10 protein-coding genes, 1 other RNA gene and 1 pseudogene are annotated in these 24914 nt (G+C 54.3%); 4 read left to right on the top strand and 8 right to left on the bottom strand.

Going from position 1 to position 24914, the window contains the following annotated elements:
• Positions 1-2 precede the first annotated feature (2 nt).
• Entirely contained in the window at positions 3-2600 is a 2598-nt protein-coding gene (locus VH187_RS13380) for a DEAD/DEAH box helicase (protein WP_329701931.1), read from the top strand.
• Positions 2587-3417: an RES family NAD+ phosphorylase gene (locus VH187_RS13385; RefSeq protein ID WP_329701932.1), complete on the top strand. Its 831-nt coding sequence runs from the start codon at positions 2587-2589 to the stop codon at positions 3415-3417. Before VH187_RS13380 ends, VH187_RS13385 begins: the two co-directional genes overlap by 14 nt.
• A 250-nt stretch (positions 3418-3667) precedes the next feature.
• Here the strand turns inward: VH187_RS13385 and VH187_RS13390 are convergent, their stop codons facing one another.
• The 8 genes and pseudogenes from VH187_RS13390 to smpB form a co-directional block, all read right to left on the bottom strand.
• Positions 3668-4150, bottom strand: a complete 483-nt coding sequence (locus VH187_RS13390; RefSeq protein WP_329701933.1) for a GNAT family N-acetyltransferase — start codon at positions 4148-4150, stop codon at positions 3668-3670.
• Positions 4151-4307: 157 nt separating this feature from the next.
• On the bottom strand, positions 4308-5549 hold the full coding sequence (locus tag VH187_RS13395; protein WP_329701934.1) for an integrase: 1242 nt from the start codon (positions 5547-5549) through the stop codon (positions 4308-4310).
• Positions 5550-5753: 204 nt separating this feature from the next.
• Positions 5754-6117: a transfer-messenger RNA gene (gene ssrA / locus VH187_RS13400) on the bottom strand.
• 70 nt (positions 6118-6187) lie between these two features.
• Positions 6188-7351 (bottom strand): HlyD family type I secretion periplasmic adaptor subunit, encoded by a 1164-nt coding sequence (locus VH187_RS13405; RefSeq protein ID WP_329701961.1) that lies wholly within the window; start codon positions 7349-7351, stop codon positions 6188-6190.
• 7 nt (positions 7352-7358) lie between these two features.
• On the bottom strand, positions 7359-9551 hold the full coding sequence (locus VH187_RS13410) for a type I secretion system permease/ATPase (protein ID WP_329701935.1): 2193 nt from the start codon (positions 9549-9551) through the stop codon (positions 7359-7361).
• Entirely contained in the window at positions 9548-10957 is a 1410-nt protein-coding gene (locus VH187_RS13415) for a TolC family outer membrane protein (RefSeq protein ID WP_329701936.1), read from the bottom strand. Before VH187_RS13415 ends, VH187_RS13410 begins: the two co-directional genes overlap by 4 nt.
• A gap of 76 nt (positions 10958-11033) precedes the next feature.
• Positions 11034-22778, bottom strand: a pseudogene (locus tag VH187_RS13420) (BapA/Bap/LapF family large adhesin); the annotation flags it as partial.
• A gap of 784 nt (positions 22779-23562) precedes the next feature.
• Entirely contained in the window at positions 23563-24045 is a 483-nt protein-coding gene (gene smpB, locus VH187_RS13425) for an SsrA-binding protein SmpB (RefSeq protein WP_329701938.1), read from the bottom strand.
• Between the two features lie 146 nt (positions 24046-24191).
• Between smpB and VH187_RS13430 the strand changes: the two genes are divergently transcribed.
• Both VH187_RS13430 and VH187_RS13435 read left to right on the top strand, forming a co-directional pair.
• On the top strand, positions 24192-24629 hold the full coding sequence (locus VH187_RS13430; RefSeq protein WP_329701939.1) for a type II toxin-antitoxin system RatA family toxin: 438 nt from the start codon (positions 24192-24194) through the stop codon (positions 24627-24629).
• Positions 24619-24906, top strand: coding sequence for an RnfH family protein (locus VH187_RS13435; RefSeq protein ID WP_329701940.1), 288 nt, complete (start codon positions 24619-24621; stop codon positions 24904-24906). Before VH187_RS13430 ends, VH187_RS13435 begins: the two co-directional genes overlap by 11 nt.
• Positions 24907-24914 lie beyond the last annotated feature (8 nt).

Here is a 24914-nt window from a genome sequence, read left to right on the forward strand (position 1 = left end):
GGATGAAGTTCACCCTCAAAGATTATCAACGCGACGCAGTCCGTGAATCCTTAAATAATTTGGGCAAAGCTCGCCGATTATGGCATAGCGAATTCGACAGGACCGCATTCTCACTAACTGCCGTAACCGGTGCAGGTAAGACAGTCATGGCTGCTGCTACGTTTGAAGCGCTGTTTCACGGCGACGATGAGTTCAGTTTTGACGCTGATCCCGGCGCAGTAGTTATTTGGTTCAGTGATGACCCTTCTTTGAATGAGCAGACTCGTTTTCGCTTTATCGAAGCCAGCGATCGTATAAATTACACAGATCTCGTGGTAGTTGAAAATACATTCAATAGACCTAAGTTTCAGCCGGGGAAAATCTATTTTCTCAACACCCAGAAGTTGAGTAAGAACAGCTTGTTGGTTCGAGGTCATGACCCTGCAGAAATGGCTGCCAAGTTAGATGAAACGTTCCCTGAAATGCGACCAGACCTGCGGGCATACACGATTTGGGACACAATCCAGAATACTATTGAAGACCCAGATTTGACGCTCTACTTGGTACTGGATGAGGCGCATCGTGGTATGGGCGCACAGACCACTGCCAGCCAGAATGCCAAAAGTACTATCGTCCAACGGCTTATCAATGGTGTAGGTAGCGTACCCGGTATTCCAGCGGTATGGGGTATTTCAGCTACAGTGGAGCGGTTCAACAAGGCGATTGAGTCGGCTGGAAAGCATATTAAGCTGCCTAATGTGGAAGTAGATGCGGCGAAAGTACAGGAGTCTGGACTTATCAAAGATACCATCTTGCTTGATATCCCTGACAATATTGGCGATTTCGATACCGTACTGGTGCGTCGTGCGACCGATAAATTGAAGGAGTCCAGCCTTGCCTGGAGCACATACTCCAAGCAACAGCAGGAAGCGTATATTGTTGTTCCTTTGATGGTCTTGCAAGTACCGAATACACCTGACCCAGATGAGATCGGGAGGGCATTGGATACTATCTTTGAGCGTTATCCCGAGCTGTCTCCTGCCTGTGTGGCACATGTTTTCGGGGAGCATACCACACAGCGATTTGGTAACCGTGACGTGCCCTACATAGAGCCGCAACGGGTTGAAGAATCAACGTGGGTGCGGGTATTAATTGCTAAGGACGCTATAAGTACTGGATGGGACTGTCCACGTGCCGAGGTTATGATTTCTTTCCGCGCAGCCAGCGACAAGACTCACATCACACAGTTATTGGGGCGTCTTGTACGTTCGCCTCTTGCTCGTCGTATCCCAGGTAATGATCGCTTGAACGCTGTAGATTGTCTATTGCCAAAGTTCAATCGTAAGGCTGTGGAGCAGGTAGTTGATGAATTGACGACCGGTAGTGAAGCGGCAACGCCAGGGCGCGTCTTGACAGATTACATTGAAGTGCTGCCGAATCCTGCTGTTTCATCTACCGTGTGGGATGCATTTGAAATTTTACCGTCGCAAACGCGCCCCCAGCGTGGTGCTAAGCCAGCGGTCAGGTTGACGGCGTTAGCTCATGAATTGGCGTCCGACGATATTTTATCCGGTGCAGGAAAGCTAGCTCATGCCGCAATGCATACCGTTCTGGATAAGTTTCAGTACGAAAATGAGGACAAAATTAAGATCAAGCGGAAGTCTGTATTGGTTGTAGATGGCAAGACAGTGAAGGCAGATATGCTAGGGCAGGGGCGTAGCCTGGAACAATTCTGGGAAGATGCTGATGTGGCTGTGATCGATGATGCATACCGCCGAGCTGCACGTATCTTTAGCCCAGCTATTGCCCATTCGTATGTTGATCATTTGGCTAGTCAGGTAGCCGATCGCAAAAATGATCCAGAAGAATTTCTAGAAGCAATTATTGAAGGACGTGTAACAGTTGCTGGTTTGGGACTGGTGATGGAAGTAGAGGCTTATTTCGATACCGAGGCCGAAAAGCTTGCGAGGAATTGGCTGTCAAAATATGACCAACAGATTAAGACGCTAAGCGATGATCGTAGGGAATCCTATCGACAGATCATCGAAATGAGTACAGAGCCACAGGATGTTGGATTGCTGAAGCCTGAGGCCCGTTATGAGGCGACTAAGGCGAACGAAAATGGAAATGTGAAAGTGCTGCCTGTTTGGGATAACCACTTGTTATGTGGGCTCGATAGAAAATACCCAGCTGAGCTGAATGAATGGGAGCGAACGGTTGTTGAGACTGAGTCCGGAAGAGCTGAATTCTGTTACTGGTATCGTAATCCGCAGCAGCCAGGACAATCTTCGCTTGGTATTGCCTACGAAAAAGCCGGGCAATATGGGATTGTTCGCCCTGATTTCCTGTTTTTTTCCGAACAAGATGGCTCTCTCGTTGTAGACCTGGTTGACCCGCATGGACTGTACTTGAGTGATGCGCTTGCTAAGTTACAAGGTTTGGCGCTTTACGCCGCAAGCCATCCCAAGGTGTATAGACGGATTGAGTCCATTGCTCAGGTGAAAAACAACGGAAAATTACGTGTCCTCAACTTGAAGCGGCAGGAAGTACAAGACTCAATTGCTGCCGCTCAAGATGCTGAGGCTTTATTCAGTAGCGGGCTTGCAGATGACTATATATGAGAAGGATTTGAGCTATAGACCTGAGTTTCCGTACTGGGACAGTTATTCTCGATTCGCAAGCTACGTTAGCACGGTCAATCGTTACATCTTAAGTGAAGAACAGAGAACATTCCTTGATACGGTTCTTGCGACGATTAAGGGACGTGACGGTGAGCTGAAAGAAGGGCATGTGTTCTATCGTGCTCAGCTTGGGATAGATCTGTGCGACCGGACCGATAGTGACGGTAACTGGATTGGCGAGGATGTGTGGGGTTTCGGAGCTTCACGTATGAAGCCTCTTACTGACCGAGCCATCGAAGGACGTGCAAATTCCTCGGGTATCCCGGTGCTATATGTAGGTACAACAGTGAAGACTGCGATTTCCGAGGTACGGCCTTGGATTGGTGCTGATGTGTCGGTTGCTGTGTGCAAGCTCTCGCGCCCATTGCGGACTCTTGATCTTTCACTTGGACATGGTCAGTCATCACTTTCTGGGCCTATCTTAAGGCACGTGCTGGGCGGACGGGAGCCAACAGCACAGGAGAAAGAGAAAGCTGTCTGGATTGAGATAGATAATGCATTTTCAACTCCTGTCACACAGTCGGATGACCGCGCCGATTATGCGCCGACTCAGATACTGGCTGAACTGTTTCGTAGCGTTGGATATGATGCAATTGCATATAAGAGTCACTTCGGAGACGATGATAAGCAGTTGGGCTATAACATCGCGATCTTTGATCCAAGTGCGATCGAAATTGTCAGTTGCGCTCCCTTTGAGGTAAAAGTAATCAATATTGATGCCTGGCAGAAAGGTAATCCGTGGTTCAAATCTTCTTAAGCCTAGCTCGTGCTCTGTTAAAATTATCAGTGATTGCTGGTTACGACTCTTCTTCGTTAACCGATACCTCAACCTATTAATAAAATATTGGCACTGAGCTCCCCCAACATGATTAAGGGCGGCATCGAGCGGATGTTGGGACGTTCCGCTCATGCTCAGGGCATCTAAAGATGTCTACAGAATATGGGGTGATTTCGATTTGTAGTGAAGGATAAGTAGATAAGAAAAGTTATTGCTTTTCTTGGCTTAACTATTCCTTTACATAAAGAGTAAGAGAATAATTTCCTTTCCTACTTTTGTAAGAATTACCAAGTTTCGAAAAACCAAATTGGTTAAACAAATATTGCATAGCGGTATTATTTTCACGAGTGGTAGCAAAGCATGGCTTGTCAGACAACAGTTGACAAATTGACTCCATCAGAATGCGCCCATAACCTTTACCTCTTGCTGCGTTTGCAACATACAACCAGCCCGCCTCAAATTCATACCCTCCTTGCTCAGAAATGCCAGACTTTTCAAAAACGCTTGATTTATACCCTGCATTTGGATGTTTAATGGCTCCAACTGCAACAACCAAGTTATTGTTATCATAGATAAAGACAAGCTGCTCGGCGCGCAGAATTCTTTCTCGAAGGCCCGCCAATTCGACTTCCCCACCCTCGATCACTAGTGCTTCAAATGATGCGATCTCAGCAACACTGCAGCTTTTGGGGCTTTTGACTATTTTTTCCATGTTCATAACTCTTCTTTAAACACAGGCTGACCACTTATCAGCCTTAGCATTAGGCATTTCTATATCAGAAGTCAAATACCATAGACAATGTTCACTTCTGGAGCATACATGACTGTCAGATGGGTTCACGGTCATATTAACTATTGGTCCACAAGCATCATCCTACGAGCCGCATTCCTTTCATCCCCCCTTCAATAATACTGCCACTATCTGCCGCGTTAACAAAATCTGCCCACCACTGCATCATTGGCCGTCGCTGCTCAAGGTAATCGCTGCGGTTATAGGCGCGGCGAACCTCATTCTTATCCACGTGGGCCAATGCCGCTTCAATAACGTCAGGTGGAAAACCCTGTTCGTTAAGAGCTGTACTGGCGATAGAACGCAAACCGTGTGAAACGAGCACACCTCCAAAACCTGCACGTTTTAGCGACGCGTTAACGGTCTGGCTATTCATTGGCTGGTTGGGTTTGATACGGCTAGGGAATATAAATTCTCGGTTGCCGCTTAACGGCTTCATCATTTCCAGAACAGCCATTGCCTCATCTGATAAAGGAACGGTATGGTCACGGTTCATTTTCATTCGTGATGCGGGAATTTTCCATTCTCGCGCTTCCAGATCAACTTCATCCCAGTGAGCTTCAGCCGCTTCGGCAGGACGGGTGATAGTAAGAAGTTGCCACATGAATAGGCATCGTGTTGGTAGGATAATGTTGGCAGTACGCATAGTTTGCATGAGTTGCGGTAGCTGGTCTGGACGGATACTTGGCATGTTCTTTTTCTGAGGCTTCTCAAAGGCTTTGCCAATATTGACGCTAGGAACCGCATCAATTAGGCCTGTATTTTGAGCATAAACCATGACCTCATTGATTCGTTGGCACAGGCGACGGACGGTTTCCAGCGCTCCTCTGGCCTGAACCGGTTGAACGGCCTGAACCAGTGTATGAGCTTTAATATCTGTAATACTGATATCGCCAATCGCCGGTAAAACATCTCTCTCCAGCGAGCGCCAGATATCTTCTGCATAGTCCTCGGTCACACTGGCTTTCTTCACATTCCACCAACGTTCAGCAACGAGCTGGAAAGTATTGGTTTTAGCTTCAAGCGAACTGCGCAGCTGTTCTTGTTGATGCTCCTGAGGATCGATCTGTTTCGCCAGAAGAGAACGAGACTCTGCGCGATAGTTTCGGGCATCGGCAAGGGTAACTGAGGGGTAGGGGCCAATACTCTTCTTTGCACGTTTCTTGGTGACAGGGCGAATGTAGCGAAACTGCCAGATTTTACTGCCGCTTGATTTGATTAGTAGCTCAAGGCCATCGCCATCATAGAGAACGTAGTCCGCTTCCTTGGGTTTGGCTGATTCGATTTCTTTGACGGATAAAGGTTTGGTTTGTCTTGCCATTGCCGGGTTTCCATAGTTTTAGGCACCTCAAAAACAATAATGCTTTATGAGGTGCCTAACAAGGTGCCTAAAAAGTTCGGATTTAATTAGTTTGCTTCAGACTCCCGGGGACAAAATGAAGGCACAAAAAAGCCCGCAGGGCTTATGCCATGAGGGCTCTTTAGACTTAATCGGATGACTCTGGTAATCATCGATTGAAGATTTTGGTGGAGCTGGGGGGATTTGAACCCCCGTCCGAAATTACTACACCGTCGGTACTACATGCTTAGTCATGTCTTTACATTCGCCGGGCAGCTGCGGGCAGACACGCCACTACCAAACTAGCCTGATTAGTTTTAGCACTTCAGCCCCAGGCAGGACATCCGCGCGATCTCTTTTGGGTTTGACCTCTCTTTATCCCCGTCTTAAGAGCGGAAGCTAGGGAGAGAGGGCTCTTAGCAGGTTATTAAGCTGCTAAAGCGTAGTTTTCGTCGTTTGCGACTATTTTTTTGCGGCTTTTTACGAGGCAAACCGCCCCTCGGCATGCACCTTGGGTTTCGCAAATCCCGTCGAATCCAGAATCAGCCCCAATGTGTTACGTCGAGTATAACAGACCCGGCCGGGCAAATACTACCGCTATAAGCCGCACAAACGCTCACTTATCGCTCACGTAGCGCCTCTTTCGCACGGTTGAACGGTTTGATCAGGTAATCCATGATGGTTTTTTCACCGGTTTTGATGTCGACGCTGGCAACCATTCCTGGTGAGATGGAGAATTTATGCCCGCGTTTATTAACCAGATAATCCTGATGCGTGCGAATAAACACCCGATAGTAAACGATTTCTGGCTTCACTTTGTCCTGAATCGTGTCCGGCGAAATGGTCTCCACTTCGCCTTCAATCCCGCCATAAATGGCGTAATCATAGGCGGTGATTTTGACCAATGCCCGTTGGCCGGGATGGATAAAAGCGATATCTCGAGGCGAGAGGCGTGCCTCAATCAACAGGTGATCGTCGAGGGGAACTATCTCCATCATTTCACCGTTGGGCGGGATGACACCGCCGATGGTGGTTACCTGGATATTTTTCACAATCCCGCGCATCGGTGAACGCACGGTCATCCGGGTGACGGAGTCTTCGCGGCCTTTAATTATCGCCGAGAGCATGTCCACTTCGGCATTGGCTTTCGACAACGCTTCACGCGCTTGCACGTAATATTGTGAACGCAAATCGGTGATTTTCAGGCCGAGATCGCTTTTTTCCCGCTGTAAGCGCAGCACTTCCACGTGGCTCGCCGCGCCACTTTTTTCCAGCCGTTCGGTGATCGCCAGCTCTTTGTTGACCGAGTTTAAGGCATCCTGAATATCGGCCTGCGAGTCGGTGAGCTGTGCGCGGCGGGATTTATACAGACGCGTTTCGGAAGCGATCAGATCGGGCCAGGCTTTGAGCGAGTCAGGGAATTTCAACGGCAGATCGTTCACTTCCGCATCCAGACGCACGCTTGAGGCTAACGACGCACGATAGCGGGCAGCACTTTCGCCGACGTTCGACTCCGATCGGGTCGGATCCAAACGCGCTACGATTTCACCGGCCTGAACTTTATCGCCTTCGTGTACGGTCAGTTCGGTGAGGATCCCACCATCAAGCGATTGCAAAACCTGTTCGCGGGAACTGGGGATCACTTTCCCGGTGCCGGTTGAGACTTCGTCCAGTTGACCAAACCACGCCCACACGCCGAGGGCAACAAACAGCACGGCGGAAATCAGGACGATTTTGCTGGCACCGGAAAACTCATTCTCCCGGCGGATGTCCAGGTCGTCCATGGCGATATCACGCTGATTGGTTTTCATTGTTCCACCCCCGTCCGTTTGCCGTGGCCTGAACCGGTGTGCGGCTGTTGTTCATCGCCTGCGCTTTCGGGGCATCCATCACCAGTTGGCCCTCTTTGAGCACCACCACGCGCTCGACCAGTTCCAGCATCGGCACGCGGTGAGTGGCGACAATCAGCGTCCGATTGCCGAGCCAGTTACCCAATCGCTGAATAAATTCTCGTTCGGTGTGTTCATCCAGCGAGGCGCTCGGTTCATCCAGCAAAACAATATTGGGCGAGCGCAGCAGCATTCGCGCGAGCAAAATCGCCTGCCGTTGACCGCCCGATAGCCCGTTGCCGCCCTCCATGATTTGATGGTCCAGCCCTTTCGGCAGGCGTTTAACAAAACCGTCGGCACCGCAGATTTCAAGCACTTCAAACACTGCTTCGTCGCTGGCGTGAGGTGCGCCGAGGGTTAAATTCTCCCGTAGGGTGCCGAAAAATAGCCGCGCGTTCTGGCTGAGAAAACCGATGTTGCGGCGTAAATCGGCCATGTCGATTTGCGAGATGCTGAGGTTGTCGAGCCGCAGGTCGCCGTTGACGATCTCCACGCCACCCGCCAACGCCTGCAACAGCGTCGATTTCCCCGCACCGTTGCGCCCGAGCAGGGCCACGCGCTCGCCGGGTAAAATTTCCAGACGTGAGATCCGCAGCGGTACGCGCTGATCTTCGTGGTGATAGCGGAAATGGGCGTTCTCAAACACGTAGTGACCGTGGAAAATTTCCTGATGCACCAGCGTTTCATCGCGCTGCGTTTCGGTCGGGAGTTGCATGATGCTGTCGAGGCCCATTTTAGCGGCTTTCACCTGCTGCCAGCGGGCGAGCACGCCGCACAGCCCGGCCATCGGTGCAATCATGCGTGACGCCAGCATCGATGCCGCCACCACCGAACCGGTGGTTAAATCGCCTTCGATCACCAGCGGCGCGCCAAATAAAATCACCGCCGCATACACCAGACTTTGCACCGACATGCCCCAGCCAATCAGCCCTTGCGTCACTTTTCGCGTGCGCAGGCCAGATTCACCGGTAATGCGGATGTAGCTGTTCCACTGCTGCAAAAAGCGGTTTTCCGCCTGCATCAGCTTGATATCTTCCAGCCCCTGTACGCTTTCCACCAACACTGCGTTGCGCAGCGTGGATTCGTGTGCGGCCTGGTTGGCGAGAATGGCGAGTTTTTTCTGCATCATCAGGCCAGGCAATACCATCATGACCGCCGCAATCGGCGCGATCCATGACAACTGCGGGGCGATGATGGCGAGCACCACAACGAACAGGAAGAAGAACGGCAAATCGACCAGCGTTGAGAGCGTGGAAGAGGTGATCATTTCGCGGATTTGCTCCAGCTCGCGCAGTTGCGAAATAAAGCTGCCGGTGGAGCGGGGCACCGCGCTGTTGCGCAGCCGCAGGGCATGGCTGAACACCCTGTCAGAAATGCGCATATCGGCGCGTTTGCCGAGCACGTCCATGATATGCGTTCGCGCTTCACGCAGTAGGAAACCGAAGATAACCGAGATCAGCACTCCCGTTGCCAGCACGTACAGCGTCGGGTATGACTGCGCAGGGATCACCCGGTCATATACCTGCATTGAGAAGACGATCCCGGCGAGTGACAGTACGTTCACCAGAAACGCGGCGATCATCACCGGAATGTACGGGCGTAAATCCTGCAACACCAGCCCTTTCATCCAGTCGGGGCTAAAGCGGGAAACGTAGGCGTCGACGCGGCTGTCCTTGAGCGCAGAAAGCGGGCGCAGGGCGGCGACGTATTTCACCGATGACAACAGATCGCTGGCGATCACGCGGTTGCTTTCGCTGTCACCGTCGATCATAAATACGTCGACAGCATCGTCGCCGTTGAAATGCTCGATCACCGCCAGTTGACCGTCTTCGAGTTCCGCCACGACCGGCAGTCGCCACTGGCTGAAGGCGTGTTCGGTGAGGGTCAGTAAATGGAACGATAGCCCGGCCTGACGTGCGAGTTGCGTCAGCGCAGGGGTGCGGTTTTTGCCTTTAAACCACGGCGCGTTGGCCTGAATCGCCCCTGGCGAACAGACCACCCGATAATGGGCCGCAACGTGACCGATAGCCAATGCCCAGTTGCTCAGGGCCTGGTCGCTAATCAATTCTTCAACAGGAGGAGCGGCACGGGTCATGGCTGGATCTCCACGGACTGAATGCTGCGATTATTGAGACCAAAAGCCTGGCGTAACGTGCCGGTGTTGTAGAGGCAGTCAAGCTGGAGCTGATGGAGCTGGCTTTGTGTCTGGAGTTCGGCGAAGCGCGCCTGAAACACTTCCTGTTCGGCGTTAAGTACATCCAGTAAGGGGCGAGAACCGAGGTCGAGATACTGCTGTTGATAGAGCTCGCGGGTGCGTTCGCTGAGCTGTTGTTGGCGGCCAAGGATCTGCAAGGCGCTGGCAAGGTTCAGCGACTGGCTGCGTGCTTCCAGCAGTTTCTGGCGCACATCAAGACGGGTACGTTGAATGGTGGATTGCGCCGACTCTACGGCATGGCTGGCAGCATCGCGCCGCGCGGTCAGACCGCCGCCCTGATAAATCGGCATTTCGACTTTCACCCAGGCCGAATACTGCGTTTTATCAAGCACTTCATGACTAGGATATTTATCGTTGAGATAGTGCTGAACCGACGGTTCAAGCGAAATAGTGGGGGTCATTTGCGCGTTGGCGTATTCGAGATTCGCCTGTGCGGCGCTGGCCTGCGCCCACGCAGCGAGCACCGACGGCACTAATCTGTCTTCGGGTTTCGCCATCATGCAGCTTTGTTCGAGTTTTGCCGGAAATTCAGTACTGACACCGTTGAGCGAATTCCAGCCTAACATGCTCATCAATGTCGCCTGAGCGCTGTCGAGATTGGCCTGATACTGAACCATTTGTGAACGTGCTGATTCGATGCGGGCGTTGGTTTGCACCACATCAGAAAGGGAAGTTGCCCCTTCATCGTTACGCTGTTGAGTCAGTTTTCCGATGCCGTTCAGCGCATCAAGTTGCTCTTTAGCGGCGTCGACCATCTGCTGCCAGGACTGCACCTGCACCATCGCCACGGCGGTGTCGTGGGCGACGTTGTCGATACTCACCAGGACATTGGCTTGTTGCTGCGCCGCGCCCGCCGTTTCGGCTTTGACCTGGCTTGAAACCTTGCCAAAGTCATACAGCATTTGTGAAAGGGAAAGCACCAGCGATGGGCTGTAGCCGTTGTTGGTGTAGGTGTTGCTGTAGCCATTGTTCATGCCCGCTGTGACCTGCGGGTAATACTTCGATTTGGCGACGTCAATCTGGTCGTTTTGTGAAAGCAGTTTGCCAATCGCCTCCCGGATAGACGGGTGCCAGTTAACGGCGCGGCTCACGGCGTTATTCAGCGTCAGCGAACCGGGCGCGGCGTTACTCAGGGGAAGTTCAGCGGAGGAACCGTCGAGCGAAGGCAAGCCTTGCTCGGTGGCCAGTCCTTCAGAACTGATGGATTGTGGCTCATCTTCGGCATACACCTGAATGGAACAGAGGTGGAATGCCAGCAGTAATGCGACAGGCGCTCTTCTTCCCATATTGTATCCCTTTTAAAAATCACGACATGTTGCTGTTTTTTGCCCCGGACGCCGTAACATCCGGGGCTGTTTTTGGCTAGCCGGTGATAATGTGGTTCTGTTGAATCAGCTCCGTTAACGTGGTTTGGACGTTGTCCAGGGTGATTAAAGTCGTTGAGTGATAAGTGGATCCTGTTCCGTCACGGTCGATGGAAATCACCGTGTTCGTCCCGCTGGTGCTGACCTGCACGAAGTTCCCGAGCGTAGACGCCTGGTGATCCCAGCCGGTCAGCAGTTCACGCAGATCGATTTTGTCGCCCTGAGCGAGGTTGAAGTTCGTCCAGTCGTCGCTGCCGTTGCCGCCCGTGGCATTGGTGCTGTTCAGCAGGTGATAAATCACCGTGTCGCCATAGGCCGAGCCGTTTATCACGTCATGCTGTGCGCTACTTGCCATCTGCGGGTTCATGTCGATGGTCAGCGTGGCACTATCGGTGTGGCCGTTCTGGTCGTTAAGGGTGTAAGTGAACGTCTCCTTGCTGGTCATTGACGCGACGCTGACACCGGCCTTCAGGGCGTAGGTGTAAGAGCCGTCGAGGTTCATGGTCAGGGTGCCGTAATGCCCTTGAATGGTGGCACTGCTGGTGCTGCCCGTTGGGTTGAGTGTCGCCGTGCTGCCGCCAAAGCCGTTCACCGTCAGTGTGGTATGCACCGTCGAGAGCTGATCCAGCGCACCCGCTGCGCCGGTTCCATCGAAGATGTTGCCGTTAACGGTGCTGCTGTTGGTATCAAACGCATCCAGGTGATACGTCGTCCCGGTGACGGACGGCGTGACGGTGTACGAGCCGAGAAGACCCAGTCCGCTGGTGGTGCCGGTGAAGTTCAGCGTGTAATTGCCTGCGCCGAGGTCAGCAATGCTGATATCAGTATTGGAGCCGCTGAACGTACCTTGTTGCACCACTGAACCACCCTGAGTAATTGTCCAGGTGCCTGACAAACCGGCAATGGCAAGTGCGCTGGTGATCGCAAAGTGCAGCACCCCGTTATGCAGCAGCGTGTTGGCATCGACTGTAAAGGCGCCGCTGCCGCTCCCGGAACCGGTGCCGATCAGAGGGTTAGACCAGTTCGCCGTTCCTACGCTGGTGTCCGAGTAGGCGGTGGTATCCTGAACGGTGGTGACCGGCATCACTGTGCTGGTGTCGTTAACCGCATCGAGTGCGTGCGGAGTCGGAGTGATGTTCAACGAAGCGCGGTCTGTATCCCCGTTCGCCGCTTTAACGGTGTAGATGAAGCTGTCCGGCGTGTTGATGCCATCAGCCCCCACACCGCTTTTCAGGGTGTAAGTGTAATTGCCGTGGGCATCAATAGTCAGCGTGCCGTACTGCCCGTTAATGGTGGTCGTACCGGTAGCCGATACCGCCACGCCATTCACTTCCGTTAGCAAAGCGCCGGTTGGCAGCACATCATTGCTCAGCACATTGCCTGTGGTGCTGGCGGTGAGGCTGTCTACAGCGTAGGTGTGATCCTGCAACACATTGAGGGTGTAGCCGGTCAAAGCCGTCACGCCGCTCGCGGTGTTCAACAGGAATATGTATTCGCCGCCCGGCAGAGTCATCGTCAACTGACTCGACTGACCACCCAACAACGGCGCGTTCAGCCAGCCTTTTTGCACTTTATACTGCTCGTACTGCTGAGTCAGATCGTTGAAGCGGTAGATGTAGAGATCAAAGGTTGAGGCCAGCGCCACGCCGCCGACTGACGATTGCAGCGTCAGGGTGCGAGTGCTGCCGTCATCGACATCAAACTTAATCGGGTTGCTCATGTTGGCAAGCACGTCGAGGCTCAACACATTCCCCAGTCCTACGCCAACCACCGTAAAGCCCGATTGCGACGATGCACCATTATTGATGGCAGAAACATCGGTGTTGAAGACCAGCGATGCGCTGTCATCGGCGGTGACCACGGTGCTCGCTGCCGGAACCGGACCAAGGGTGACAATCAACTGTGCCGAATCGCTGACGCCGAGGTGGGTAATGGTGTAAGTGAAACTCTCCTTGTGCCCCAGCACCGCCGCAGAGGTGTTGGTCAACGTATAGGTGTAGCTGCCGTCCTGGCTGATGTGCAGCGTACCGTACAGGCCAACAATATCCGCCCCGGCAGCGCCTACGGTTGTCACGACACCATTAGCATTGGTGACTTGCGTAACCGTTGTGCCTGTTGGCGCGTTGTCTTCTCCGTTGGTCGGGTCGATATCAAGAATGACGTTACCCGTATGCGACGTTGTGCCGCTGACGGTGCCGGCCGTGGTTTTCTGTACGTCCACGTCAAGGCTGGTGTAAGACCCTGTCGCCAGCAGACTGGAGTTGTAAGTCAGGACGCGATACTGCCCACCGGTCAGTCCGGTGAGACTGAGCTGGACGCCGCTGCCATTGAGCGTCAGCAGGTTAGCGAACGCCCCGGCTGAGGTGTCAACAAAGGTAGTCCATGAACCGCTGGCGGTATCGAATCGCTGCACCACGATCTCCTGAGTGGAGAGCAGTGACAGCACGATGCCAGTTGCCGCCGCGTCAATGGTGACATCGCCGGAACCACCGTTAGCAATGGTGAACGTCACCTGCGCGGTGTCATTCCCCAGGACAGACGCCACATTGCCCAGCGCGCCGACCAACAGCAAACCGTAATCGGTGAGGTGCTCGGTGCTGGTGGTGGCGGTCGAGGTTAACGCCAGACTGGTGACGTTATCACTCGCCGACAACGGCAGATTTGGCGCGATAACCGAGGCAGAGCCGGACGTGTTACCCGCGACGTCCGTCGCCGTCGCTGAAAGCGTCTGGCCTTCGATTTCACGCACTGGCAGCGTCAGCGTCCACGCACCGTTACTGCCTGCTGTGGTGGTAAGCGTTCCGCCACCGCCCGGCAGCGTGATGGTCACGGTGCTGTTGGCTTCGGCGACACCGCTCAACGTGCTGCCGTCCGCGCTGATGTTAATGGTCGGCGTGTTAGGCGCAGTGGTGTCGACAATCACCGAAATGGACGACGAAGCGGCCCCGGTGCCGTTGGCGTTAGTGGCGGTAGCCGTGAAGGCGTGGTTGCCTTCTGTCAAATTGCCGCCAGGGGTGAAGTTCCACACGCCGCTGGCGTTGGCGGTTGTCGTGCCAAGCAGTGTGCCGTTGTTGTAGACATTCACCGTCGCGTTCGCCTGTGCGAGGCCGCTCAGGGTTGGCGTTGGATCGTTGGTCAATTGTCCGTTGGTCAGCGAGCCGGTATAGCTCTGCACGTCGTCCACAACGCTGGTGATGGTCGGTGCGTCCGGTACGCGAGTATCCGGTGCGGTAAACGGCGTGTTGATGCCGACGTTGCCCGCTCTGTCCTGCGCGAAGGCCAGTAGCCCCTGACCGCTGGTTTGTGCAGGTGAAATGGTCACCGTAAAGGCACCCGTTCCGTCGGCGGTGGCCGTACCCAGAACCGTACCGGTGCTGCTGGTAATGGTGACGGTACTGTTGGCTTCAGCTGTACCCGTGATACGAGTCCCGGTGGCGTTCGCCGCCAGGTTAGTGACCGCGCCTGGGGCGATGGTATCGACAATAATCGCCGCCGTCGTAGACGTTGCGCTGAGGTTACCCGCCGTATCGGTGGAGGTCACGGTGTAGCTGTGATTCCCTTGTGCAAGTGCGGCAGGTGGCGTCCACGCCCATGTTCCTCCGGCGCTCGCGGTTACGGTGGTGACTAATGCGCCGTTATCGTAGATCCTCACCGTACTGTTGGCTTCCGCTGTACCGTTCAGCGTTGGTTGAGCATCGTTGGTTGGCTGGCCGTTCCCCACCGCGCCGACGATATTCGGCACATCGTCGTTGATGAGGGTGATAACTGGCATCACTGGCGCGGTGGCATCCACCACAACCACGAAGTTACCTGCTGCCGGGCTAACGTTGCCCGCCGCATCGGTGGCGGTAATGGTCAACGTGTGTGAGCCATCGGACAACCCGGTTGCTGGCGTAAAGCTCCAGTTACCGCCTGTCGCGACAGTCGTACCCAGTAAGGTTGAACCATCGTAAACGCTGACAGTGCTACCCGCTTCGGCTGTACCTGTCAGCGTCGGTTTGTTGTCATTGGTGAGTTGCCCGGTTGTCAGCGCCCCGAACGCACCGCCGGTCACATCGTCCGTGACGGTCAGCAATACCGGAGCCACTGGCGCTGAGGTATCGATGGTGATCGCAAAGCCTGCCGACGCAGGACTGACGTTACCTGCCGCATCTGTTGATTTTGCGGTCAATGAATGCGGGCCATCGCCCAGTGTCGAGGTGGTGACCAGCCAGTTACCGAGTGTATCTGCCGTGGTCGTCGCGACCAGCGTAGTGCCGTCGTAAATGTTTACTGTGGCCCCCACTTCCGCCGTACCCGTCAGTGTTGGGGTGTTGTCGTTGGTGGTTTGACCGACCACTATTGGTCCGATAACTGGCGTGACGTCATCGGCAAGCGCTGTGATGACTGGAGCCAGCGGGGCCTGCGAATCGACCACAAAGGTGAAGCTATTGGACGTTAGGCTGACGTTACCTGCGGCATCTGTCGCGGTCACGGTCAGGATATGGTTGCCTTGAGCCAGCGCGGCACCCGGCGTCCAGTTCCATGCACCGCTGCCATTGGCGGTGACAGTTGCGACCAGGCTTCCGTTGTCATAAATCTTAACGGTGGCGTTGGCTTCGCTGCTGCCGCTGACGGCGGGTTGTGTGTCGTCGGTGACCGCGCCGGAAACCAGATTGCCTGTCACGGTGCCCTGGTCGTCAAATACGGTCGTAATGGTTGGGAGAGTCGGTGCCAGCGTGTCGACGGTAAAGCTGCGAACGTCAGACAGCGCTCCGGTATTGCCCGCCGCATCGGTCGCTGTCGCGGTAATATTCCAGGTGCCGCTGGTCAGCGCGGTTGTCGGTGTAAAGCTCCAGTTCCCTGCGCCGTTAACGGTGGTGGTGCCGAGCACCGTCGAGCCGTTGTACAACGTAATCGTCGAGCCGATTTCGCCGGTTCCGCTGATCGCCGGATGGGTTTCGTTGGTATTGCCGCCGTTTGGCACAACGCCAATGACCGGCGCGGTGTTATCCGCCACGGAGGTGATAAGTGGTGCGCCCGGAGCGGTTGCATCCACATTCACTGTGAAGCCGTTGGTGCTGGCGCTGATGTTACCCGCCGGATCGGTCTGGCTGACGGTCAGAACATGTGGGCCGCTGGTGAGCGGGGTGGTTGGCGTGACGGTCCAGACGCCGCCGCTGTCCACCGTTGCACTGCCAATTAACGCTCCGTCAGAGAAAACATTCACCGTCGCGCCCACTTCACCGCGCCCACTTAATGTCGGCGTGGTGTCGTTGGTGAGCTGACCATTGACCAGCGTACCGGTAATGCCCGGCTGATCGTCGACGACCGACAACAGCGTTGGCACGGCTGGTGGCGCGGTGTCGATAACAATCGGGAAGGCGGTGGATGGCGAACTGGTGTTGCCCGCCGCATCGGTGGCGGTGATGGTAAAACTATGCGGCCCGTCGGTGAGCACGGTGCCGACCGGGAAGGTCCAGGTGCCGCCGCCACCTACATTGGCGGTGCCCAGCAGATTCCCATTGTCATACACGCTGATCGTGCTGCCGATTTCACCGCTACCGCTGAGCAGTGGCGTTGTATCGTTGGTCGACTGGCCCTGATTGATATTGACCGGCAATGTACCGTTGTCGTTTGCCACGCTGGTGATAGCGGGAGCATTCGGCGCGAGGGCGTCAATGTTGAGCGTAAAGATACCGGACGCGGCCCCGGTGTTTCCGGCGGCATCGGTGGCTTGTGCCGTGAAATCATGGGAAATGCTGGCGAGATCGCTTGACGGTGTGAAGCTCCAGAGCCCGCTGCCATTCGCCTGAGCCGTACCAATTTTCACGCCATTATCATAGAGAGTGACAGTGGCGTTGGGTTCACTCGTACCGTTGAGCGTTGGACGCGCATCGTTGGTCAACTGCCCGCTGAGGACAGTGCCCACAACGGCCGGAACGTCATCCGTGGCGTTGAGAATAACGGGCTGGAGTGGGGCGCTCAGATCGACGGTGATGTTCGTTGGCGCGGAAAGTGCGCCGGTTCCCACAGCGTTGCTTGCCGAAACCGTAAAGCTGTGTGGTCCTTCGAGCAGGGCGGGAGACGTGAAACTCCAGTTACCGCTGCCGTCTGCGACGACACTACCCGCTTCAATCAAACTACCATCGATAAAGATATGCACCGTGGCGTTGGCATCAGCTTTACCGCTCAGCGTCGGGGTGGTGTCATCGGTGCTGCCGCCAGGGGCAACCGGACCGGTCACGCTGCCGACGTTATCAAGGATTTGCGTAATGGACGGCACATCCGGCAGGCCGGTGTTGGAAGCACCAAAATCTACGCCACCGCTTTGGTTGCCAGCCCGATCCTGGTCAACCGCCGTCAGCGTTTGTCCACCGGTTTGTGCCGGAGAGAGTGTGACAGTGAAATTGCCGAGCGCATTGGCTGTGCCCTGACCAAGCACATTTCCATCGGCGTCTTTAATGATAACCGTGGAGTTCCCTTCCGCGAGACCCGTGACGGTGGTGCCGTCAGCGGAGGTAACAAGGTTGGTCGGGTCGGCTGGTGGATTGATATCGACAATGATAACAACTGGCGTTGTCTGGGTGGTTTCTTCTGCACCTTCCCGGGTAGAGAAGGTGAAACTGTGCTGTGTTTCTGTGAGCGGATCGACAGCCAGTTGTGGCGTATTAAAGGTCCATTGCCCACCACTTACCGCAGCGGTGCCTATCTCTATACCATTATCGTAAATGACCACCGTAGTACCGTTCTGGCCTGTTCCCGATATCGCCAGTGTGCGGTCGTCGGTATACATGCCAGTGGTCAGGTCGCCCTGAATGACGCCGAAATCATCCGTGATATGTTCCACAACCGGCGGCAGCAGCACTGTGGTATCCACCGTCAGCGTGAACGACGCCGAGCTACCGCTCGGGTTGCCTGCTTTATCGGTGGCGATGGCGGTGAAGGTGTAGGCGTTATCAGTCAGCGTGCCCAGGGCAAGCGACCAGTTGCCGCTGCCGTCAGCGACAGCCGTGCCAACAAGGGTGGAGCCGTTGAAAATTGTCACCGTGCTACCGATTTCAGCGGTGCCGTGCAGCACTGGGGTATTGTCATCGGTGGTGCCACCGGTATTCACCTGACCCAGAACTGGGGCGACATCGTCCTGGGCATAATCGATAGTCGGCGTTGTCGGTGCGCTCGTATCAATGGTGAAATTCACCGTCGGAGAATGCAGGCTGGTGTTCCCTGCGACATCCGTTTCAGTGGTGGTAATGACGTAACTGACAGCCGGGAGCGGGGAGGACGGGGTGAACGTCCAGCTTCCGCTTTCGTTGACGGTCGCGGTGCCAAGAATACCCGCGCCGTTGTAAATAGTGATGGTGCTGCCTACTTCGCCCGTTCCGCTGAAGGTTGGCGTGGTGTCGTTGGTTGCGCCACCGTCCACAACGTTGCCGACGACTGGAATGACGTTATCGGTCACCAGCGGCGCTACCGGGGTAATAGGTGCCGTGATATCAATATCAATAGAGAAGCCACTGGAGAGTGGACTGGTGTTTCCAGCCGCATCGGTGGCTTTCGCGGTGATGATATGCAGGCCCTCGCCCAGGGCTGTACCCGGCTGGTAACTCCAGGCCCCGCTGCCATCTGCCTGAACCCGGGCGAGGAAGTCGCCGTTGTTGTACAGGTCAACGAAAGCGTTGGCTTCGCTACTGCCTTTAAGCAGTGGCTCTGTTTCGTTGGTGGTGCTGCCGTTTGCGAGCAGCACATCACCGCTGCTGCCTTCGACCGTGGCGGAAATTACCACTGGTGGATTCGGGGCCGTGGCATCCACATTTAGCGCGAAGCTGGCATTAGCGCTGACGTTACCCGCAGGATCGGTGGCGCTGGCAGTGAAAGTATGTGAACCATCGCCCAGCGCCAATGGCGGCGTGAAGGTCCAGGTGCCGAGTGGGCCGACCGTCACCTGGCCGATTTCGGTGCCGTTGTCATAAATAGTGATAACCGAACCTACGTCACCGGTGCCGGTCATGTGCGGCTTGGTTTCATTGGTCAGTGCATCGGGATCGAGAGTGACATTTCCGCTGGTGGTCAGCGTAAGACCTGGCACTGCAGGCGGGGTGGTATCCAGCGTGAAAGTCCAGGCGGCGGAATCGCCCGAAGTGTTGCCGTAATCGTCGCTGGCATTGACCGTTAGCGAATGCGAAGTGCCAACCAGCGCGCCATCGGCCGGAAACGTGTAGCTCCAGGTGCCGCTCGGCGTGACGGTAATATTGGCGACAAAGACATCGTTATCAAACAAATGGACAATCGAACCCGGCTGCCCGGTACCGCTGACGGTTGGGGTGCTGTCGTTAGTCAGCCCTGCATTCGCGACCGGTCCGGTAATACCGACCATATCGTCATTCACCAGGGTAATGGTCGGCACCTGCGGCGCGACGGTATCGACCAGAATGTTCCATGGTGCGGAAGTGCTGGTGTTTCCGCCTGCATCCGTTGAGGTTACGGTAAACTGATGGCTGCCATCGGAAAGCGCGCTGCCTGGCGTAAAGCTCCAGTTACCGCTGCCGTCGATGGTCGCCGTACCGAGCAAATTACCGTTCTCGTAAACCTTAACCGTAGAGCCCACTTCCGCTGTGCCGGAGAGCGTCGGTGTGGCGTCGTTGGTGGTGTCACCGCTATTAATCGCGCCGATAATACCCGGCATATCGTCCATGACTTGCAAAATAACAGGCTGATCCGGTGCGGTAATGTCCGGTGCATCGATATAGCCAGGCAGACTGGTGTTATTGGCTAAATCAGTGGCAGTCACCGCAAGGTGTTCACCGTTATCCTGGGCCGGGGAAAGCGTCACGGTAAAGTGACCACCTGAATCCGCTTTGCCAGTAGCAACAACGGTGCCATCAGGATCTTTAACTGTTACCGTGCTGCCCGCTTCGGCGTTACCGGTCAGCTGTGTGCCTGTGGCGTTAACAGCCAGTCCGGATGGCGCTTCCGGCGGGGTGGTATCGGGGGCCACGACGCTCGCAGGCAAGCTTGGGTTATGCGCAGCATCGGTGGCTATCGCCAGCAGACCCTGACCGTTAAGCTGAGGCGTTGTCGTCAGCGTAGCAATGAAATTCCCAAGGCCATTGGTGATGCCGGACCCAATCACGATGCCATTCCCGTCGGTGATGGTAATGGTGCTGTTCGGCTCAGCCTGGCCGGTGACATGCAGACCATCCGGCGTGACCACCAGACCGGTTGGCGGGTTAGGCGGGGTGGTATCCGGCGCGATGACGTTTTCTGGAATGCCGATGTTTGCCGCTCTGTCAGTCACGCTGACGGTCAGCGATTCACCGTTGGCTTTTGGTGTGCTTAGCGTGATAGAGAAATTCCCGCTCTGATCGGCGGTTCCGGTGCCAAGCTGGGTCCCGAAACTGTCTTTCACTACCACAGTGCTGCCCGCTTCGGTGCTCCCGGTCAGGGTATGTCCCTGATCGACAACCTCGAGATCATTCAGAGTCGGAATGAGGGTATCGACATCAACGGTAAATGAGGTTGATGCGGCGCTGGTTCCGGCGGTGTTTGTTGCGGTAGCGGTAAAGATATGGTCGCCATCCATCAGTGTCGGCGTGTAGCTCCAGTTGCCATCGATATCGGCTTCCACCGATGGGCTCAGAGCGACGCCGTTATCACTGATAATGATGGTGGCATTCGGCTCAGCCGTACCGTGGAGCGTCGGCGTATTGTCGTTGGTAATGCCGCCGCTGGCGACGTTGCCAGTAACCGGAGTCACATCATCAGCAACGCTGACGATAATCGGCTGGACGGGGAAGCCGGAGTCGGAAGCAGTGAAATCAGTGGGCTGGCCGACGTTGCCCGCCGTATCCTGAATGCGAGCTTCCAGATCTTGGGCATGGGTTTGCGCCGGATTAAGCGTGACGGTGAATTCTCCGTTGCTGCCCACGAGGGTGGTGCCAAGCAGCGTGTTGCTGCTGTCGTAAATGGAAATGGTGCTCCCCGCTTCAGCCGTACCGCTGACGGTAGCGCCATTTTCAGCAACGTCAGTGATAACGGCTGGATTTGGTGGCGTGGTATCGACGGTAAAGGTCGGGACCGTGGTTGTTGTGCTGACATTTCCAGCCAGATCGGATTGGGTAAGGGTGATGAGGTGTGGGCCATCACCCAGAGCCTGAGAAGGGGTAAAGCTCCAGTTTCCGCTGGAATCGACAGTCGTGGTGCCGATTTTGGTTTGCCCGTCATAAAGCGTGATGGTGTCGCCTACTTCACCCTTGCCACTGAACGTCGGTTTGGCATCATCGGTGACCGAACCACCTTGTAATGCGCCCACAATAGAGCCGACATCGTCGGTCACCGCTGAGAACTGAGGTGCGTCAGGCGGGGTAGTATCGACGGTGAAGGGCGGGACCGTGGTCGGTGGGCTGACGTTTCCAGCCAGATCGGTTTGGGTAATGCTGATGTTGTGCGTGCCTTCACCCAAAGCCTGAGAAGGGGTAAAACTCCAGTTTCCGCTGGAATTGACAATCGTGGTGCCAATTTTGGTTTGCCCATCATAGAGCGTGATGGTGTCGCCTGCTTCGCCCTTACCGCTGAACGTTGGTTTGGTATCATCGGTCACTGATCCGCCGTGTAACGCGCCCACGATGGAGCCGACGTCATCGGTCACCGCCGTGAGCTGAGGTGCGTCCGGCGCGGTGGTATCAACGGTAATCGAGAAATGCGTGGATTCTGCGCTATGGCCTTTCAGGTTGAAAGAAATCGCGGTGAAGGAATATTTACCGTCAGCCAGTGCTGAACTGATGGAAAAACTCCACGTACCGTCGTTACCGACGATCGCGGTGCCAATCTGGTGGCCATTTTCAAAAATATGTACCGTACTGCCCGCAGTACCCGTGCCTTTCAACAGCGGCGTGTTGTCACTGGTAATCTGATTATTGCTGATGGAAGTGGGGGTCACTCCGTGATCGTCAACTGCGCTGAGGATCACCGGGGTATCCGGGAGATCGATAGTCGGGGCGGTCACCTCAGCAGATGGGCCATGATTGCCTGCTTTATCGGTGGCATTAACGGTCAGATGTTCTCCGCTAATCTGCGGCTTATCGAGCGTGATGCTGAAATGCCCGTCGCTGTTTGTGGTGCCTTTACCAATGACGGTCCCGTCGGGGCCTTTTACTTCAACGGTGCTTCCGGGTTCGGCTTTACCGGTCAGCGTGGTGCCGTCCGGGGAAACAGCCAGGTTGGTTGGTGCGGTTGGCGGTGTCGTGTCTGTATTGCCATTACCGTTTCCATTGCCGTTATTCCCATTGCCATTTCCGTTGCCGTTTCCATTTCCATTGTTCCCATTTCCGGAATTATCGTCGGAACCGCCACCTCCACCACCACCGCCGCCTCCTGCAGCGATGCCAATACCCGCGGCAACGGCAACGCCGCCAAGCACCCATGGCCAAATAGCCGCGCCATCGGAATGGCCTTCGGCAACCATAAAGGCATCAAGATTCTCTATTTGCTGGAAATGAAAACCGCTGGCGGTGTCCTGTACCCACCACAACGCGCCATGGCTGTCGACCAGCACCAGCTGGTTAGTGCCTTCCGGGTACGTGACGTAAAAATTATGAATGGCAATGGTTTCGCCCGAATGGAGCTTAATGACCATGTCCTGGCCGGAGCGTGTGATAGAGGCGATATCCGATCGTTCAAGCTGAAGCTTCACAACAGAGGGAGCAGAAAGAGTGATTTCAGAAGCGGCCACATTGCTGGTGACGCCAGTCAATTCGGAAACAATAGAAATAGGACCCATGGTTATCACTCCATTCGATGTAGATGGTGCTACCGTTTTTGCGAGCAAGGTTAAAGAGTCACAAAATAAAAATGTATTCCTGCAGTTAATGTCTTAAATAACTTGACACTTATCTTAAATTTTTCGCGAGCGAATCCGTTGCCATTGAAAGCAGTCAATAAATTATGTGTGTGCAGGTTTACGCGTGAATTATCTTGAGACCAAAACCCCTGTTTTTTATCGGCTTAATTTTGCTGCGTGCTGATCATGATATAGACAGGAACGAAAGAATTCGCAAATTAAGCAAGGGTTAACTGTGGTTAAGCAAAAGTGAATGTTTAGTCCTTATGACAGGTGGCATCCTTGCTGGCCAGGGCAGTCATGAGAAGATCTTGTGAGGCAGTTTAGGTTTAATGTGTTGATCTGTAGAGGATAGTGCTGACAAAAATAAAATCATACTGACTGTATTAATATTGAGAATGATTACCATCACTAATGTTTTGCACGGAAGGATTCTGTGATAAACATCCGGTTTTTCTTTTTACTATTCCCGCCGTATGCGATCTCTGTTCCTTTGTGCTACCTCGGAAATAATATTGATAAATAAGTAAGGTGCAGGTTACATGATATATCTTGTTGTTTAGGGATAAATGAGGATAGAAAAAATATTTACGGTGGGGAAATGCAGTTAGAAGTTATTTTAATGAGATTGAAGAGAAAAGTGGGAGGGGCAAACGTTGTCCCGACAGTATAATGCACTTTGCCGGGACAGTTTCAGTTGAAAGGCGATTTAGCGGCCTGCATTTTTCATGATGCGAGCTTTATCACGCGCCCATTCCTGTTCTTTCAGGTCGGAACGTTTGTCGTGCTGTTTCTTACCTTTTGCTACGCCAATCTTCACTTTACACCAGGCGTTCTTCCAGTACAGGGAGAGTGCAACCACGGTGTAACCGTCGCGATTAATCAGACCATAAAGGGTGTCCAGTTCGCGCTGCTTCAACAGCAATTTACGCGTGCGGATAGGGTCGCAAACATAGTGGCTTGATGCAACGGCCAGCGGCGTGAAGTTGGCACCAAACAGGAAGGCTTCGCCATCGATGAGGATCACGTAGCTATCGCTGATGTTGGCTTTGCCTGCACGCAGGGATTTCACTTCCCAGCCTTGCAGAGACAGACCCGCTTCATATTCATCTTCGATAAAATATTCGTGACGGGCGCGTTTATTCATCGCGATGGTGGCAGATCCAGGTTTGTGTGCTTTTTTCTTAGTCATAGTGTCCTGAAGTCATCTTTTCTGTACATTGCCTCAATCCTCCCGCGAGGCGCAATGCGGTATCTTAGCACGAGTTGTGGCACAGCGTTTTTTTTAACAGGGGATAAATGATATTATTTGCCCCATGACAGTGAGTGGAAATTGCTATGCCTCAGATTAGTCGTACTGCACTGGTGCCGTACAGCGCGGAACAGATGTACCAACTCGTAAATGATGTGGATGCTTATCCCGATTTCATACCTGGCTGCACCGGTAGCCGTGTGCTGGAAGCCGGACCTTCGCAAATGACGGCGGCGGTTGATGTCTCAAAAGCGGGGATCAGCAAAACCTTTACCACGCGCAATACGCTGACCGATAACCAAAGCATTCTGATGCATTTGGTGGACGGACCGTTCAAGAAATTGATCGGCGGCTGGAAGTTCACGCCGCTCAGCCAGGATGCCTGCAAAATTGAGTTCCATCTGGATTTTGAGTTCACCAATAAGCTGATCGAAATGGCGTTTGGGCGGATCTTTAAAGAGCTGGCTTCGAATATGGTGCAAGCGTTCACGGTGCGTGCCAAAGAGGTTTACAGTGTCGGCTAAGATAACGGTGGAAGTGGTTTACGCTTTGCCGGAAAAACAGTACCTGCAAAAAGTGTCGCTTGACGAAGGTGCTACCGTCGAACAGGCGGTTGTCGCCAGCGGGTTAATGAGGTTGCGACCGGAGATCTCTCTGAGTAGCAACAAAGTCGGGATCTGGAGCCGGGCGGTGAAACTGAAGGACGAAGTACATGATGGCGATAGAGTTGAAATTTATCGTCCATTGATTGCAGATCCCAAAGCGTTACGCCGACAGCGAGCAGAGAAGGCTGGAAAATAAAATAGCGC

The sequence above is a fragment of the Scandinavium sp. genome (assembly GCF_036271055.1).
Lineage (GTDB): Bacteria > Pseudomonadota > Gammaproteobacteria > Enterobacterales > Enterobacteriaceae > Scandinavium.

What these genes read in the sequence shown, in the direction of transcription:
- VH187_RS13380 (WP_329701931.1), top strand. Translation starts at nt 3, where the DNA reads ATGAAGTTCACCCTCAAAGATTATCAACGCGACGCAGTCCGTGAATCC.
- VH187_RS13385 (WP_329701932.1), top strand. Translation starts at nt 2,587, where the DNA reads ATGACTATATATGAGAAGGATTTGAGCTATAGACCTGAGTTTCCGTAC.
- VH187_RS13390 (WP_329701933.1), bottom strand. Translation starts at nt 4,150, where the DNA reads ATGGAAAAAATAGTCAAAAGCCCCAAAAGCTGCAGTGTTGCTGAGATC.
- VH187_RS13395 (WP_329701934.1), bottom strand. Translation starts at nt 5,549, where the DNA reads ATGGCAAGACAAACCAAACCTTTATCCGTCAAAGAAATCGAATCAGCC.
- VH187_RS13405 (WP_329701961.1), bottom strand. Translation starts at nt 7,351, where the DNA reads ATGGACGACCTGGACATCCGCCGGGAGAATGAGTTTTCCGGTGCCAGC.
- VH187_RS13410 (WP_329701935.1), bottom strand. Translation starts at nt 9,551, where the DNA reads ATGACCCGTGCCGCTCCTCCTGTTGAAGAATTGATTAGCGACCAGGCC.
- VH187_RS13415 (WP_329701936.1), bottom strand. Translation starts at nt 10,957, where the DNA reads ATGGGAAGAAGAGCGCCTGTCGCATTACTGCTGGCATTCCACCTCTGT.
- smpB (WP_329701938.1), bottom strand. Translation starts at nt 24,045, where the DNA reads ATGACTAAGAAAAAAGCACACAAACCTGGATCTGCCACCATCGCGATG.
- VH187_RS13430 (WP_329701939.1), top strand. Translation starts at nt 24,192, where the DNA reads ATGCCTCAGATTAGTCGTACTGCACTGGTGCCGTACAGCGCGGAACAG.